Raw genomic sequence first — 16,711 nt, 5'->3', positions numbered from 1 at the left:
ATTATATGGACTTAAATTTTAATAAAACAACAACGTGATATCTTGATGAAATGACCTGCATCAAACATAGAAACTGAACGATAAAAGAATCGGCAAGGGAGAAGAAAGAAATGAGTACAAATGCTCTAATAGCAAAAGGGAATACTGCTGAAATATATCTTCATAACAATAAAATTGTAAAGGTTTTCAATGATTATTTGCCTGATACAGAAGCTGAGATGGAAGCGGGGAAACAAAGGTTTGCCAATTCAGCAGGTCTTCCTGTTCCGAAGGTCTTCGATGTTAGTGAGTTTCAGGGGAAACAAGCTATTATGATGGAATATATTAAAGGAAGCACTCTAGGAGACTTGTATTTAAGTAATAAAGAACAAGCGAATATTACCTGGCTGTTTCCGTGGATATCCAGCAAAAGATACATCGGGTGATTTCCAATTTAGATGCTTCGGAGTTAATGTATGATAAGTTTTGCCGGCAGATTAAGGCGGCTGTCAGTTTAACAGAAAAATATAAAAACGATCTATTGCGAAGACTGGACACGATAACTTTTGAAAACAGACTTTGTCACGGAGATTTTCATCTGTTTAATTTGATTTCAGCAGACGGAAAGATGTATATCATTGACTGGGTTGACTCCAGTGCCGGAGACATCCGGGCCGATGTATGCAGGACATATCTTTTATATAGTCAGCATTTTACTGAATTGGCTGACAGCTATCTTCAGATTTACTGTGAGAAGAGCGGATTGTCCAAAGAGGAGATTTTGCGGTGGACCCCAATAATTGCCGGAGCGAGGTTATCAGAACAAGTGTCAACAGAGAATACAGCCCAATGGATAGAAATTATTAACAGCTATCGTTTATAATGGAAATAAAATAATTTTGCTTAAAAAGATGTATAAATGTTTTACTTAAGGAGATGCGGATCAATGAATACAGATTATTGGATGAATTTGGACTATATACCAAAGCATGTAGCAATGATTTGTGATGGAAATGGACGATGGGCAAAAAAACGGGGATTGCCGCGCAGTGCCGGTCATCTTGCAGGTGTGAATACTGTGAAGGAGATGACTATTGAATGTAAGAAAGCAGGCGTAAAATATTTATCTCTCTATGGATTTTCCACTGAAAATTGGAAGCGCCCAATCAAAGAAGTAAATTATTTAATGCAGTTATTTGTGAAATTTTTGCTTGAGTGGAGACAGGAAGCGATAGAAAATAATATACGTTTCCTTCATATTGGTGATTTGAATGGATTACCGGAAAAATTAATAGAGGAAATAAACAAAACTATTTTGTTGACCAAAGATAATGATGGTATGGTTTGTAATATAGCTCTAAATTATGGAGCAAGGTCTGAAATTATTCGGGCTATAAAAAGAATTAACGATGCGTCACAAGAAGATAATACAATCATTCAGTCGCTTAATGTAGAAAATTTTAATCATTATTTAGATACACAGGAGCAGTCTGATATTGATATTTTGATTCGTACTGCCGGAGAACGCAGAATTAGTAATTTCCTGCTTTGGCAGATACATAATGCCTATTTATGGGCGGATAAAACATTCTGGCCGGATTTTAAGGTTGAAAATCTGGCTGTGGCTTTTCAGGATTATAACAGCTATTTGATGAAGCAAAAAGTATAACCAGCTTCCGTTAGTATATGAAAATATATTTTCCAAGTGTTATACAGAGATATGATGAAATGACACAACAAGGAGTATTGCATGAAGCAGCTTGCAGAACTAAAAAATATTAACAAGAAATATGGAAAGAAGAAAGTTTTATATGATGTTTCCCTTCACATAAAAGAAAAACAGGTTATTGCCATACTGGGGGAGAATGGAAGCGGTAAAAGCACCTTTTTACGGATTGCAGCAGGGATAGAACGGCCGGATTCAGGGAAGATTTTATATGCTTTTAAGAACATGCGGACTGGTTATGTGCCGGAAAGGTTTCCCAAATATCTCCGTTTTACACCGGATGAGTATTTGCACTATATCGGAAAGATAAATGGTATCCCAGAAGCTATTCTGGAACAGCGTATTTCATTATTACTGCGTCGTTTTCAATTAGATAAATGGAGTAATCGAAGAATTAATGAGTTATCCAAGGGGAATATCCAAAAAGTCGGGATTATTCAAGCAATTCTTCAGCAGCCGGAACTATTAATTCTGGATGAGCCGTTATCTGGATTGGATATATCAGCGCAGCAGGAATTACTTTCTATCATCAGCGAATTGAAGGAGCAGAAGACAACGGTATTGTTGACCTATCATGAAGCTTCTATATTTGAGGGGATTGTGGATCAAACCTATTACATAAGAGATGGCCGCCTGGCAGAAGAAATGCTGACGGAAAAACAAGGTATGAAGCTGATTGAGACAAAAGGCTTCATAGATAGCGATGTAGAGGAATGGAAGGAAGTATTATATAGTGAAAAAAGAGAAGATAGATTATTACTATATGTAAGCTCTAAAAATAGTAATCAAATTTTAATGAGAGTTCTTAAATCTGGAGGAAGTATCGAATCTGTTAACAGCACAGATGTTAATAACTAAGGAGAGATTTTTTGAAAGATGTAATTCAATATAGTTTGCATGACTATGTACGTTCCCATAAATATTTTCCGCCAATTTCCACTTTTTTTGTGTTAATCCTGGTGTTTTATACATACAAGCCAAATCCAATTATTGATAGTTATGCGATTACGGCATTATTTTTATTTGTGATTTCCGCCTGGCTGTGTTTGAGTGTTCTATCCCTGGATTCACCTGTACAAAGACAGCTGATGATTTTGCATTTGGGAAGCAGCTATCGGTATTATCTGGCAAAATTGTTGACTGTTGCACTGATTGCCGCTCTGTTAACTGTATTTGCATTTCTCTATCCCATTATTTTTAATATGTTTTCTGATTCTGTATCTCCTGCCGTTGGTTTCATATCCTTTGTAAATCATCTTCTCTTAGCTGTTCTGGGAATTGGTGTTGCCGGATTTTTTAGTAAGATGATGATGGAAAGTGCTATCAACGCTTATGGAGGTTTAGTGCTGACTATTATTTTGTCTATTGCTGCACCCGGTATTGAGAATATTTTACCTGCATCGTTTAAATACATTGTCTGGCTTTTACCCCCAGCAACAATTACACAACGGCCACTGATTCAATGGAAGGGAGAAAGTTTGTCCGGTATATCCTATCTTCCATTTTTATGGATTATGATTTATGCTGGAATTATTCTGCTGTTGTTTCTAATATTGGCAAATAGAAGACGGTAATAAATGATGCTATTAGCATAGTTTGATAAGCAGCAGAAGATTTACAACATAGAAATAGAGGTGGAGATTCTTGGCTGGTGTACTTTCTGTTTTGTGTACTGTTTTATTAGTTTTTAATTTTTGGAAAAACAGAAAAGAACTTAAAGAAACGTATTCAAAACTTAATTATGTTCAAGTATTCGGCGTGCTTATTTCGTATTTGATAACAGTTGCGATTGTATTTGTACTTATTTATTATGTTGGAAACTGGCTTGTCAGCTTTATCCCATTTACTTTTCTCCGTTCTGCCATATTTTTTGTAATTGTAGTTGCCGTACTATTTTGTTGTTTAGGTTTGCTTAACAAAGTATTAGCAAGAGTAACAAAAGGTGTTTTATAAGAGGGCGCGCAAAAAGCAGCTATATGATGATTAATGAACTATTTATGATATCTTTCGGTAGGTTGGGCTGGAGCTGCGATTACTCGCCTTACAGGAAACATTTGTGATTATTTATCTCACCAAAAATTCCCGCAAAATAGAGTATTGTTTTAATACAAATTCTTTTTTCTGTATATATTAATCAGCTAAAAGGAACTGTTATTAAAAAACGAAGAACAAGCTTTTGTTTAAGAATTATTCTGGAATATATTGAATAAAAAGTACCTTTCGAGGTGCTTTTTTTTATTTGAAATAAATCACCATTTTCGAGAGTGTTTTTTCATATCTTGATAGTCATCAATTATTTTCTTTTTCCCTCATTATAAAATAACAGTGTGAACAGAGAGGAGGGAAAGAAAATGAAGTTGCAGAAATTATTTATAAAACATAAGTATACCTTTGTACTTATCGGCGGTGTTTTGATTGTTCTAGGGTTTATTTTTAAATTTTCATTTGATTGGGATTTAGGATATTCACTTGCAATGATAATGGCTTCCGTTATTGGTATTCCTTCGATATTTATCCAAGCGTATCAAGCACTAAAAGTAAAAATAATCAGTATTGAATTGTTGGTATCTATTGCTGTATCTGGAGCGTTTATCATTGGTGAGTTCAGTGAATCAGCTATTGTTATCTTTCTGTTTTTATTTGGAGGTTTATTGGAACAAAAGACACTAGAGAGAACACGTTCAGCCATTCAGGAACTCATAAAAATGGCACCTGCCAGTGCTTTACGGATCGATAAAGCTGACATAGAAGAAATTCCTATTGAGGAAGTAAATAAAGGAGATTTGCTTCTTGTTAAAACGGGAGCACAAATCCCTGTAGATGGTGCTATTCGAGAAGGGGATGGCTATATCAATGAAGCGAGCGTGACAGGAGAATCCAGGGTAACTGGCAAAGCAATCGGAGAGAAAGTGTTTGCCGGTACAATTTTAGAAAATGGTACGTTGAAGATAGAAGCTGAGAAAATAGGGGAAGACACGACTTTTGGAAAAATTATTGAACTTGTTGAAGAAGCACAGGATAATAAATCTAAAGCGGAACGATTTATTGACCGTTTTGCAAAGTACTACACGCCGATTGTATTGCTGCTTGCGTTTATCGTCGGTTTTCTTTTTCAGAATATCCACTTGGCAATCACGATTTTGATTTTAGGATGTCCAGGAGCATTGGTTATTGGTGTACCTGTTTCTAACGTTGCCGGAATTGGAAATGGAGCAAAGAATGGCATTTTAATAAAGAACGGTGAATTGATGAACGCAGTTAGTAAAGTAGATACAATGATATTTGATAAAACAGGGACATTAACCAATGGCAAGCCGGCAGTTTCTGAAGTGAAAGCATATACGGATGATATACAAGAAGCGCTTTGGCTGACTGCCAGTGTGGAAAGAGAATCAGAGCACCCGTTGGGACAAGCAATATTAGACTATGTGAGGGAAACCAGATATGCAAAAATTAATAAAACAGAAGTTGTGAAAGGACAGGGAATTATTGCACAAATCGATGCACAGAAAATAATAATTGGTAATCAAACATTAATGGAGAATCATGCTGTTTTAGTAAACAGTCAAGCAGAACAGGACTTACTCTGCCTCCAACAATCAGGAAATTCTACGGTGTTTGCAGCAATTAATAATCAGCTGGCATTGTTAATTGGTGTTAAAGACCAAGTTCGTCCAGATGCAAAAGGAACGCTGCGGATATTAAAACAAATGGGAATAAAGTATTTTGTAATGTTGACAGGAGATAATCAGACAACAGCAGAGATGGTGGGAAATGAATTGGGAATAACGGAGATCCATGGTGACTTCCTTCCAGAAGATAAATCCAGCTTTATGAAACGGCTTCAAGATAAAGGAAGAACGGTAGCTTTTGTCGGTGATGGTGTGAATGATAGTCCTTCTATCGCTTTAGCAGATGTAGGAATTGCAATGGGAAATGGCACGGACGTAGCGGTGGACACCTCTGATATTGTTTTAATACATTCTAATTTTAAAAAATTAATTCACGCCTTTGGTTTAGCAAAGAAAACAGTAGCAAATATGAAAGAAAATATCATTATTGCTGTGGGTACAGTGATTTTTCTGCTTATCGGATTAGTTTTCGGATATATTTACATGGCCAGCGGTATGCTGGTACATGAATTAAGCATCTTAGCAGTTGTTATCAATGGGATGCGTCTATTACGTTATCGTACAAAATTTGAAAAACTTGATAGCTATCAAGTACTAAATGAAAAATTAGAAGCACAATAAAAATATAAATAAAAGAAAGAAGGGGTTATTCATGGAAAAAGTAATAATTCAATTAGAAAGCCTAACTTGTCCATCATGTATCCAAAAAATTGAAAGTGCTGTTCGGAAGCAGCAGGGTGTTAAAAAGGTTAATGTACTATTTAATGCCAGCAAGGTAAAAGCGGAAATTGATAATAAGGAAACAAGTGCTGACAAATTAACAGGAGTTATTGAAAATCTGGGTTATACAGTAGAAAATACAAAAGTACAGGCATATAATTGAGAAAAGAAGATAGATTCTCAGCTTTATTCAATTTCTTAAATAAAGCCGGATTTTGAAACGGAGGGCTTACGATGAACCAAGAGCATTTATGTGTAGCCGCAGTACCACTTTTTCATCATTTGAATTTAGAAGATCAAAGGTTGATTAATCCGCTGGTAAATCATCGTATTTTTGAAAAAGGAGAGCAGATTATTACACCCGATGGAGACCCGAAATTAGTTGTGGTTGCACGTGGAAATATGAAGGTATATCAACTTTCAGCAGCTGGCCGCGAGCAATTATTAAGAGTTGTCGGACCCAGTGGCTATGAAGGGGAAGGTTTGCTGTTAGGAGCCCGAAATGAAAATCTATTTGCTGAAGCATTGCAACAAACAGAAGTCTGCTTGTTAACACAGGAGGATTTTCAAAAAATATTATTGCAGTATCCGCAATTAAGTTTGAAGCTGTTAGAAATCAATGCCCAAAAAATGATGGAGGCAGAACAGCAAACCCGATTTTTAATGATGGAAAAAGTGGAAGAACGCTTAATGACGTATCTCCTTGATTTATATAAAACCACTGAATCAGCGCAAGTAGAAATTCCAATGAAAATGAAAGAATTAGCTTCTTTCTTGGGAACAACACCAGAAACAGTTTCCCGAAAATTAAAATGGCTGGAACAAGAAGGACTTATTAAAAGGAATAGAAATAAAATAAAACTTCATGATAAAAAGGAATTGGAGAACCGTTTATTATTAATCTAAAAAAGACAGGTCTCGTAAAAGACCTGTCTTTTTTAGATTAATAATTACTGTAATATTGCTGTTCCCATTCCTCGCGCAGCATCCCCATACGGATAGAATCATAATATTCTCCATTGTAATACCGGACCTTCCGAATCCGTGCTTCCATCTGCATCCCGAGTTTTTCCGCTACTCGAATCATCCGCTGGTTGCCGGACCAGGTAGTTAAACCGACACGTACGAGGGGTAAATGGTTAAAGAGATGATTAATCCATAATCTCAAAGCTCGTGTGCCGATGCTCTTCCCCCAGGATTCTGCTTCATGTAATACAATACCCATTTCCAGCCAGGATGAAGGCTCGTGCTCCCAGTAATAAGAAACTGTTCCCCGAACCTGACCGTCAACTTCTACAATCCAGCAATTTTCGGAAGCTAACCAAACTTCTTGCTCTGACAAAAAGGCTTCTAACGGTTTTGTCTGATGTGGGAAATAAGGGGCGTCCCATTTTTTCCATTCCGGTTTTTCATTTTTAAAAATCAGTTCCCACAAACGTGGTAAATCTTCTTTTTTAATAGTGCGAATCGTAAGGTTATTATCTGTATACATCAAATGATGAATCTCCTTTTCACTTCATTTTTGTTTGATTTTTTCTATGAAAAATGATTGAAAAGGGAAAATATCTTTACTTTCCAATCACCTGTATAACCTGTTTCATTTTAAATCAGCTCCTTTAGATTGAATTACATTGATTATAACAAAAAATGGTTAGAAATGTGGACATAAAAAAACAAGCGTAACTGCTTACGCCTGTTTTAAAAATTATTATTGAAAAGATTTAGCTCCAAGATAATGGTCTTGCCAGTAATCAATGCTCATATCTGCAACAACCATTTGACCGCTTCCGCTGCTTGCGTGAATCATTTGATTATTACCAATGTAGATTCCGCTATGAGATGCACCGGCTGTATCGTAAGTTCCTTCGAAGAAAACAACATCGCCAGGGCTTGGAGAATCTACATGCACTCCGTCATTTGCCCACATTCCAGCGTGTGTACGGGAAACACTGATACCCACTTGTTCAAATGTATAGTTGATTAATCCACTGCTGTCTAATGCAGAAGGATTTGGGTCTCCTGGTGTGTATGCTCCGAATTGATAAGGAATTCCTAGTGCACTTTCTGCTGCAGCTACAATATTTGCCCCGCTGGCTGTAGCAGGTGCTTCTGTTTCACTAGAGTCGTCAGAATTATCTACTTCCTCAATTACAAGCTCACCTTCATCTGCTTCCGGTTCAGAAGCTTCTTCAGAGCTTGGCGCTTCTGGAGCTGCCTCAACAGGATTTCCTAATGCTTCAGAAGTAGCTGGTCCTACAATACCATCTACCTGCAATCCTTGATCAGATTGGAAATTTCTTACGTCTTGTGCAGTAAGTTCACCAAAGATACCATCTACATTGCTGGAAGAGTAACCAAGATTTTGTAATGAACTTTGTAATTCTTCTACTCCTGAACCTGAATCACCTTGTTGAATAAGAGAAGAATTAACTGTTGCAGACGGAGTTTCTGTCTCAGAAGATTGTTCTGCATTAATATTTGGGAGGTTACTTTCTTCGTAGGTGATATCTCCCTCAGAAGATCCTTCTCCTGCATTAGCTAATACGCTGGATCCTACCACTGGAGTAAGAGCTAGAGTTGCTGCAAATGCAGTAGAAATTACATACTTTTTTGCGTTAAGATTCGATGGTGCCAAAAGAATTCCTCCTTAAAATTTTTACTATAATTTTGTTGAAAAATAGAAACCTATGTAGAAGATTTCATTCCATCATGATGTGCTTGTCCGTAAAACTCCTGCTACTAGTCAGAGAGAAATACGAATTGATTGATAACTAGAGTAATGGACATGAACATCTTGACCGCTCATTAAGCTGTTAGGTGAGCGTTTATTTTTTTTCACTATGTACAAGTTAACATAGAGACATCACAAGAAGGTGTCCATATTTTTAAGGAACGATAACAAATTATTAAAATATATTACAGGATTAGACACGTTTCGATATTGTCTACATCAATATTTTCAGAGAAATTCACTGTTTTTTCATTTCATTTTCATGTCGAAAAGCTATTTTTATTACAATCCTGTAAAATAAATCTCTCTTTTTTCAAAGATAATTAGAAATCCTGAAGAAAATACGGTATCCTTTAAGGTAATTAGCCAGATTACAAGAGTTATTTGCTGGTAACTGGTCTGCAAAATGAAAATACCGATGAAACCTTTTATTATATTCAAACGTACAAATACATAAGCTCGGAAGAAAGGGATGATTCAGAATGGGTTTTTTTAGAGGCTTTTATTCATCTGAACGAGAAGCAAAGAAAAGCAGGCAAAACTTACAGAAAAGTAAAAAAGAAATGGATAGGATAATGCGGGAAATGCGTGCCAAAATAGATACAATTCAAGTAAATATAACAAGAATAAATGAAGAAATTATAGAAAAACAGAGCCTTGCAGATAAATTTGCAAAGTATGAAGAAAGAACAGAACAACCTAATGAAAAAAGCCGTTTTCAAATACAAAGAGAAGCGGCACTCCAAGAGATTGAAAAATTGCAAAAGCAAAACTATGATTTAGAAGCTCAGATGGTTCCTTTCAAGCAAAGCTATGAGCGGATGAGCCAGACGTTTAATGAAACCTTTGACCGGCTCGACGCAATGCAGAGAGAAACTACGGCTAAAGAAAATGAAGCGGATATAATAAAATATACTGCAAAAGAAGAAGAAAAAATTCAGTTTGAGCTTGCTGAGGCAGAGGCACTGCTTGAATTGCGATCAGAAAAATGAGGTGAAGACGGATGTTAGTACATTATAAATGTCCTAATTGTGGGGCGGATATGGGATTTGACAGTGCATCTGGTCACTTGGCTTGCGATAGCTGTGGTCATGAGGAGCATATTGATACATTTGATGATGTAAATATTACGCAGTCTTTTGAAGAAGATGAGGCGAAAGAATATCATTGTGAAAACTGTGGAGCTGTTGTCTTGACAGATGCAGATACAACAGCGACATCATGCAGCTTTTGCGGTGCAGGAGTGGTTCTTGCTGATCGATTATCCGGTGAGCTGGCCCCTGCTAAAGTTATACCATTTACCATCAGCAAAGAGGAAGCGATGCAGGCATTTAAAAAATGGTGTAAAAATGGCAGGCTGACACCAAAGGGCTTTATGACAGCTGACCGCGTCAAAAATATTACCGGAATGTACGTCCCGTTTTGGATGTATGACCTGGATAATGATGTAGAGGTGAAGGCAACAGGAACCAAGGTGCGTACATACCGGCGCGGAGATTACCGTTATACAGAGACAAAGTATTATCGGGTACACCGGGATATTGATATCAGTTATTTAAAGGTTCCTGTGGATGCATCAGAAAAAATGGATGATGAGCTGATGGATAAATTAGAGCCTTATGACTACAACAAGCTGGAAGGCTTTAAAACACCTTATTTAGCTGGTTATTTAGCAGAAAAATATAATTATACCGATGATGAGCTGTTTGATCGGGTAAAAGCAAAAATCAGAGGATTTTTGGATACTTATATAGGTTCAACTGTACGGGGCTACACCTCTGTAAATTATGAACAGAAGAATATCCGTACAAAGAAAGCAAACAGCTATTATGTGCTCTTACCGGTTTGGATGGTTTATTATGATTTTGATAAACAGGAGCATACATTTGCGATGAACGGACAGACAGGGAAAATTGTCGGTAAGCCGCCGCTGAGCTATTCAAAGGCTGCACTCTGGTTTTCTGGCATTGCCGGCGGATCATTTGTTTTATTCAAAACAATAGCTATTATGCTGGGCGGTGATATTTTATGAGAAAGTATATAATCACAGCCAGTTTTCTTTTACTAATATCTTTATTTATTATTCCTGGAGTTTTTGCAGAGAAGCAGTATATTTACGATGATGCAAATATATTTACCGATAATGAGAGGACCGACCTGGAGCAGAGAGCAGCTGAGTATAGTGAAGAGAATGAGATTGATATTCTTATTTTGACGAAGGGCGAGCAGGATGGAATAGATATTGAACCGTATATCGAGGATTTCTATGATGCGCAAGGACCCGGATATGATGGGAATCATGGAGATACTGTTATTTTAGGCCTCGATTTTTCTAAGGGGCCGGGAAATCGCGACATATATGTAGCGGGTTTTTATGAAGGGGAAAAATATATAGATAGTGATCGTGGACAGCAAATCGTAGATCAGATCATTCCAGATTTATCAGCAAATGATTATTATGATGCGAGCTTATTATATTTTGAAAAAGTAGATAAATATATGGGAGTTAGCCCATTGGTAAATCCAGATGGTTTTTTACTTCAGACATGGTTTCATTTATTGGTTGCTGTTATAATTGGGGCAGCTGTGGTCGGCTCAATGATTTTTAATATGGGTGGACGTGTAACAACTAATGCAAGCACGTATCTTGATGCAAATAATTCACGCGTGAAAAACAAGTCAGATAGATACTTGCGTCAAACCGTTACGAAAACAAAAATTCAGAAAAACACTGGAGGTGGCCGCGGAGGTGGCGGAGGTGGAATGACAAGAGGAGGTCATTCACATTCTGGAGCACGCGGTAAATTTTAACTTATAGAAGGCTATATAGAAAGGATGATCTAAATAATGGGTTTTTTTAGAGGTCAGTTAGCAAATGTTGTAGAATGGGAAGAGTTTCGAGATGATATGATTTTCTGGAAATGGAATAACAGGGAAATTAAAAAAGGGAGTAAATTAATTATTCACCCCGGTCAGGATGCTATCTTTTTTAACCAGGGAAAAATTGAAGGTGTTTTTAAAGATGAGGGAGAATACGAAATAGAGTCAGATATCATTCCTTTTCTATCTACATTGAAAGGATTTAAATTTGGATTTAACAGTGGAATGCGTGTGGAAGTGCTGTTTGTAAACACGAAACAGTTTACTGTAAAATGGGGTACAAAAAATGCCATAAATATTCCTTCACCGCAGCTGCCTGGCGGGATGCCGATCCGAGCCAACGGAACCTTTCAATTTACGGTAAAAGATTATGTGAAACTGATTGATAATATTGCAGGAGTTAAGGACAGCTACCTTGTCGAGGATATCCGTCTAAGAATCACAGCGATTCTGGATCAATTACTGATGAAGTGGATTACCAAAGAAGGTAAGGATATGTTTAATCTTCAGGCAAATTCCTTTGAAATTGGTGAGGGAATCAAAGAAGATTTGGATATGCAGGTAAACAAGGACGGTTTTGAGATTAATGGCTTCAATATAATCAGCTTTAATTATCCGAAAGAAATTCAGGATATGATTACTAAAACAGCATCACATGGCATGATTGGTGACATGGGCCGTTATAAAGACGTAGCAATGACAGATGCGATTTCTTCCGGGAAATCAAATGGCGGTAATTCAGCAACGGATATGGCCGGTATGATGATGGGGATGCAGATGGCAAAAGAAATGATGAATGGCAGCAATGAGCAAAAGTCAGCAAATCAACAGCAGCAAAATCAAAGCGGTCAACAAAATCAAAATCAGAGTCAACAGCAAAATCAGCAGCCTCAGAATCAACAGGAATCCTCAGGTAATGAATCAAGTGGATCCATTCCAAATTTCTGTCCGAACTGTGGAAGTAAAACACAAGGAATGAATTTTTGCGGAAATTGTGGGTATAAGCTGGTTTAAAGACGAACAACAACTGGAAAATCAGAAAATGGAGGTATCATCTTAATTAGATGGTATCTTTTTTTATTTCACTAGCCATCGTTAAAAGGACTAATTTAATAAGAATAGTACGTTTTTAATTAAATGGGAATTTTCAAAAAATATCAGAAATTCTATTGACATAAAATAAATTACTATGCTACTATATTGTTAATTTAATTAATTAAGAAACTTTTAGAAGGAGGACAGAGTATGAATTTCGAGAGCTTGATTGGAATGAAAGGCAAGGTTGCAGTTATTACAGGAGCAGCCTCAGGAATTGGTTTAGCCACATCTAAATTATTCGCTCAATTAGGATGTAAGGTAATTCTGTTAGATATTAATGCACAAAATGGGAAGGCAGCAGCAGAAGAAATTATACATAGTGGAGGAAGTGCAGTATTTATCACTTGTGATGTCACTTCTGAAACAAATATAAAAGAAGTTATTCAAAAAGTTGTAAGCGATTTCAATAAAATAGATATTCTCTTTAATAATGCAGGTGTAATCAAGCGTAAAAATTTGCTGGAGCATTCGGAAGAGGAATGGGATTTAGTCATGGATGTTTCTTTAAAGAGCATATTCCTTTTATCGAAACAAGTCATACCGATTATGAAAGAGAGCGGTGGTGGCACAATTATTAATACAGGCTCTGGATGGGGTCTAAAGGGAGGAGATAACGCTGTTTCTTATTGTGCATCAAAGGCAGGTGTAGTTAACCTGACAAAAGCAATGGCTATCGACCACGGCAGTGACAATATCAGAGTAAACAGTATTTGCCCGGGGGATACAGATACACCGCTTTTAAGAGGAGAGGCAAAACAACTGAATGAAGAAGAAGGAAAGTTTTTAGAGGATTCAGGTAAAGACAGGCCATTGAGCAGAATTGGTACACCGGAGGATATTGCAAAAGGTGTTTTATTTTTAGCAAGTGATTTATCAGAATGGGTTACTGGAACAACTTTAGTAGTGGATGGTGGAGGATTAGCGTGATAAAGGAGGATGATAAACAATGACTAAAACAATAACACACCCTTATTTACCAAATACAAACTCGGAAATAAAGACGCAGATGCTTAAAGAAATTGGCATAGAAAGTATTGAAGAATTGTATCAGACGATACCGGATGAATTAAGATATACCGGCAAATTAAACATCCCGGAAGCTCTGAACGAATTTGAGCTGAAAAGAGAAGTCGGAAATTTACTACAGGAAAACAAAGGAACAAATGAAGTAATCAGCTTTTTAGGAGGAGGATGCTGGCAGCATTTTATCCCGGCTGTATGTGATGAAATAGCTTCCAGAGCAGAATTTGTAACGGCATACGCTGGAGATGAGTATGAAGATCATGGAAGATTCCAGGTGCTATTTGAATACCAGAGCCTGCTGGCGGAATTACTTTGTGTAGATGTTGTAAATGTCCCGACATTTGACTGGGGACAGGCAGCAGCAACTGCTATCAGAATGGCGTCCAGATTAACAAAGAAGAGAGAAGCACTTGTACCTAAAACGATTGCACCAGAGCGATTAAAAATTATTTGGAATTACTGTTCACCGGATATAGAGATAAAGCTTATTGACTATCAGGAAGCGACAGGGGAATTAGATTTAACCGATCTCAAGAACAATATTTCAGGACAGACAGCAGCAATATATTTTGAAAACCCAAGTTATCTGGGATTTTTAGAAACTCAAGGAGAAGAAATAAGCAGGATTGCTAAAAGCTCAGATGTTATTACGATTGTTGGTGTTGATCCAATCTCATTAGGTGTACTGGAATCGCCTGCTCAATATGGTGCAGATATAATCTGCGGGGAGCTCCAGCCTTTAGGAAACCCTATGAATTATGGCGGAGGACAGTCAGGTTTTATTGCAACAAGAGATGAGATTGAATACATTTCAGAGTTCCCTTCCAGATTATTTGGAATTACTCCTACGAGTCAAGAAGGGGAATACGGGTTTGGAGATGTTTTCTATGATAGAACTTCTTTTGCAAAACGGGAAAAAGGAAAAGAATCTGTCGGAACACAAACATCTATGTGCGCTATTACAGCTGGGGTTTATCTTGCATTAATGGGGCCGGAGGGAATGGCCGAGCTGGGACAGACTATTATGCAGCGCAGCCAATATGCTATGAAGAAGCTTAATGAAATAGAACAGATAACCTCGAGTTACTTTAACAATGTAAGCTTTAAGGAATTTGTTGTCGATTTTAATGAGACAGGAAAAACAGTGGCAGAAATTAATCAATATTTATTAAGTAAAGGAATCTATGGCGGTATTGATTTATCAGAAGAATTTCCGGAATTAGGGCAATCTGCCTTGTTCTGTGTAACAGAGGTTCATAGTAAAGCAGATATTGATGCATTAGCAAAGGAATTACGTTCATTTTTGTAAAGGGAAGGAAGTGAGTATATGCAAGAGATTAAAAGCCAAAAGAAGGTTAGAGATTTTCATCAGGCAAAGTGGAATGAGCCAGTCATATTCGAGCTTCATCAAAAAGGAGAAAGAGGCGTTGTACCGCCAAGAACAGAAGAGAAGATTGCATCTACAATCGGTGACGGGGTATCAAAGCTCCCAGGTCATTTGAAGAGAAGCCGGGCACCAGAGCTTCCGGAGATTTCTCAAAACAGAGTACTTCGGCATTATCTTAGACTGTCACAGGAAACATTAGGAGCGGCTTTTAATGTGGAAATTGGTCAGGGAACATGTACGATGAAGTATTCCCCGGTAGTAAATGAAAAGCTTGTTGCCTCGGAAAAGTTAAGATCTCTTCATCCAAAGCAGGATGAAGAGACAGTTCAAGGCACTTTGAAAGCAACGTATGAACTAGATTTATATTTGCGTGAAATTTCTGGAATGGACTATTTTTCATTTCAGCCGGGGTCGGGCACCCAAGCACTGTTTATGATGGCATCCATGGTAAGAGCATACCATGAGGCAAATGGAGAAGGAGAACAAAGGGATGAGATTATCACCACTATATTCTCGCATCCTTCACAAGCGGCAACTGCGGCAGTAAAAGGATATAAGATAATCACATTATATCCAGATGAAAACGGCTTTCCGGATTTAGAAAAATTAAAAGATGCTGTCTCTGAAAGAACAGCCGGATTTGTTGTTGCAAATCCTGAGGATACAGGAATCTATAATTCTAAAATCAAGAAATTTACGAAGGTTGTCCATGATGCAGGTGGTATTTGCTACTATGATCAGGCAAATGCAAATGGGCTGCTTGGGATTACGCGGGCAAAGGAAGCAGGTTTTGATATGTGCTTCTTCAATCTTCATAAAACCTTCTCTACACCGCATGCGTGTGGAGGGCCGGGCTCAGGTGCTGTCGGTGTCGTCGAAAGGTTGAAGCCATATTTACCAAAGCCGATTATTGAGAAGCATGGTGAAAAGTATGTTTTGAACACAAATTTAGAGCATAGTATCGGCAAGGTCCGTTCTTACTATGGTGTAGCTCAAAATATTATTCGTGCATATGCATGGATTCGTGCACTGGGGCCTGATGGTTTAAAAGCAGTTGCTGAGACAGCGGTTCTTAATAACAATTATTTATACAGCAAAATAAAAGAAATAAAGGGTGTAGATGTGCCTTATGCGGAAGGCGGCAGGTTAGAACAGGTTCGTTACAGCTGGGAGCCATTGTATCAGGATACAGGCATTACGACAGAGGATATCTCAAGAAGAATGGCAGACTTTGCCCATCAGTATTGGACAAGTCATCATCCATACGTTGTTCCGCAGCCATTTACATTAGAACCAACAGAATCTTATTCAAAGGAGGATTTGGACGAGTATATTAGAAGCTTGACTCATATATCCAATGAAGCGTATACATCTCCTGAGGTTATACAGTCAGCACCCCATTGCAGTTCGATTCATAAAATTACGACGGATAAATACTTTGAAGATCCGGAGCATTGGGCAATTACCTGGAGGGCTTATTTGAAGAAGTATAAGAATACAAAAGAAAAACAGACTTAAAAAGGTATGACATTCAT

16 protein-coding genes and 1 pseudogene are annotated in these 16,711 nt (G+C 37.5%); 15 read left to right on the top strand and 2 right to left on the bottom strand.

The features are described from left to right. Positions 1-110 precede the first annotated feature (110 nt). The 8 genes and pseudogenes from MKY30_RS23205 (at position 111) to MKY30_RS23170 (ending at position 6,963) form a co-directional block, all read left to right on the top strand. A pseudogene (locus tag MKY30_RS23205) lies at positions 111-862 on the top strand (phosphotransferase family protein). A gap of 63 nt (positions 863-925) precedes the next feature. Beyond that, positions 926-1,648 (top strand): polyprenyl diphosphate synthase, encoded by a 723-nt coding sequence (uppS, locus tag MKY30_RS23200; protein ID WP_341085505.1) that lies wholly within the window; start codon positions 926-928, stop codon positions 1,646-1,648. Positions 1,649-1,729: 81 nt separating this feature from the next. After that, positions 1,730-2,563 (top strand): ABC transporter ATP-binding protein, encoded by an 834-nt coding sequence (locus MKY30_RS23195; protein WP_147211642.1) that lies wholly within the window; start codon positions 1,730-1,732, stop codon positions 2,561-2,563. Between the two features lie 11 nt (positions 2,564-2,574). Then, positions 2,575-3,279, top strand: a complete 705-nt coding sequence (locus MKY30_RS23190) for a hypothetical protein (RefSeq protein WP_147211641.1) — start codon at positions 2,575-2,577, stop codon at positions 3,277-3,279. Between the two features lie 70 nt (positions 3,280-3,349). Further along, complete coding sequence (locus MKY30_RS23185) at positions 3,350-3,658, top strand: hypothetical protein (protein WP_156988537.1); 309 nt, start codon at positions 3,350-3,352, stop codon at positions 3,656-3,658. Positions 3,659-4,056: 398 nt separating this feature from the next. Next, positions 4,057-5,958: a heavy metal translocating P-type ATPase gene (locus MKY30_RS23180; protein ID WP_341085502.1), complete on the top strand. Its 1,902-nt coding sequence runs from the start codon at positions 4,057-4,059 to the stop codon at positions 5,956-5,958. Between the two features lie 31 nt (positions 5,959-5,989). Next, a complete protein-coding gene (locus MKY30_RS23175) occupies positions 5,990-6,220 on the top strand; it encodes a heavy-metal-associated domain-containing protein (protein WP_147211638.1) in 231 nt (76 codons plus the stop codon). Positions 6,221-6,291: 71 nt separating this feature from the next. Then, positions 6,292-6,963, top strand: coding sequence for a Crp/Fnr family transcriptional regulator (locus MKY30_RS23170; protein ID WP_339282547.1), 672 nt, complete (start codon positions 6,292-6,294; stop codon positions 6,961-6,963). A gap of 37 nt (positions 6,964-7,000) precedes the next feature. On the opposite strand, the gene MKY30_RS23165 is transcribed toward MKY30_RS23170, so the two are convergent. After that, positions 7,001-7,549, bottom strand: coding sequence for a GNAT family N-acetyltransferase (locus tag MKY30_RS23165; protein WP_156988608.1), 549 nt, complete (start codon positions 7,547-7,549; stop codon positions 7,001-7,003). A 216-nt stretch (positions 7,550-7,765) separates the two neighbouring features. After that, on the bottom strand, positions 7,766-8,692 hold the full coding sequence (locus MKY30_RS23160; RefSeq protein ID WP_147211636.1) for a C40 family peptidase: 927 nt from the start codon (positions 8,690-8,692) through the stop codon (positions 7,766-7,768). A 578-nt stretch (positions 8,693-9,270) separates the two neighbouring features. On the opposite strand from MKY30_RS23160, the gene MKY30_RS23155 reads away from it, so the two are divergent. The 7 genes from MKY30_RS23155 (at position 9,271) to gcvPB (ending at position 16,694) form a co-directional block, all read left to right on the top strand. Beyond that, complete coding sequence (locus MKY30_RS23155) at positions 9,271-9,780, top strand: hypothetical protein (protein ID WP_147211635.1); 510 nt, start codon at positions 9,271-9,273, stop codon at positions 9,778-9,780. An 11-nt stretch (positions 9,781-9,791) separates the two neighbouring features. Then, positions 9,792-10,820 (top strand): TFIIB-type zinc ribbon-containing protein, encoded by a 1,029-nt coding sequence (locus MKY30_RS23150; RefSeq protein WP_147211634.1) that lies wholly within the window; start codon positions 9,792-9,794, stop codon positions 10,818-10,820. After that, positions 10,817-11,599 (top strand): TPM domain-containing protein, encoded by a 783-nt coding sequence (locus tag MKY30_RS23145; RefSeq protein WP_339282546.1) that lies wholly within the window; start codon positions 10,817-10,819, stop codon positions 11,597-11,599. Before MKY30_RS23150 ends, MKY30_RS23145 begins: the two co-directional genes overlap by 4 nt. 36 nt (positions 11,600-11,635) lie before the next feature. Next, positions 11,636-12,682, top strand: a complete 1,047-nt coding sequence (locus MKY30_RS23140) for an SPFH domain-containing protein (protein WP_339282545.1) — start codon at positions 11,636-11,638, stop codon at positions 12,680-12,682. Between the two features lie 231 nt (positions 12,683-12,913). Next, positions 12,914-13,693, top strand: coding sequence for an SDR family NAD(P)-dependent oxidoreductase (locus tag MKY30_RS23135; protein WP_339282544.1), 780 nt, complete (start codon positions 12,914-12,916; stop codon positions 13,691-13,693). Positions 13,694-13,712: 19 nt separating this feature from the next. Further along, positions 13,713-15,098: an aminomethyl-transferring glycine dehydrogenase subunit GcvPA gene (gene gcvPA, locus MKY30_RS23130; protein WP_186813689.1), complete on the top strand. Its 1,386-nt coding sequence runs from the start codon at positions 13,713-13,715 to the stop codon at positions 15,096-15,098. An 18-nt stretch (positions 15,099-15,116) separates the two neighbouring features. After that, a complete protein-coding gene (gcvPB, locus tag MKY30_RS23125; protein ID WP_341085496.1) occupies positions 15,117-16,694 on the top strand; it encodes an aminomethyl-transferring glycine dehydrogenase subunit GcvPB in 1,578 nt (525 codons plus the stop codon). Positions 16,695-16,711: the final 17 nt, after the last annotated feature.

The sequence above is a fragment of the Oceanobacillus sp. FSL W8-0428 genome (assembly GCF_038004405.1).
In the GTDB taxonomy this organism is placed as follows: domain Bacteria; phylum Bacillota; class Bacilli; order Bacillales; family Amphibacillaceae; genus Oceanobacillus; species Oceanobacillus sojae.
Note: the sequence above shows the minus strand (reverse complement) of the source record. Positions and strands in the feature narration are given on the sequence as shown.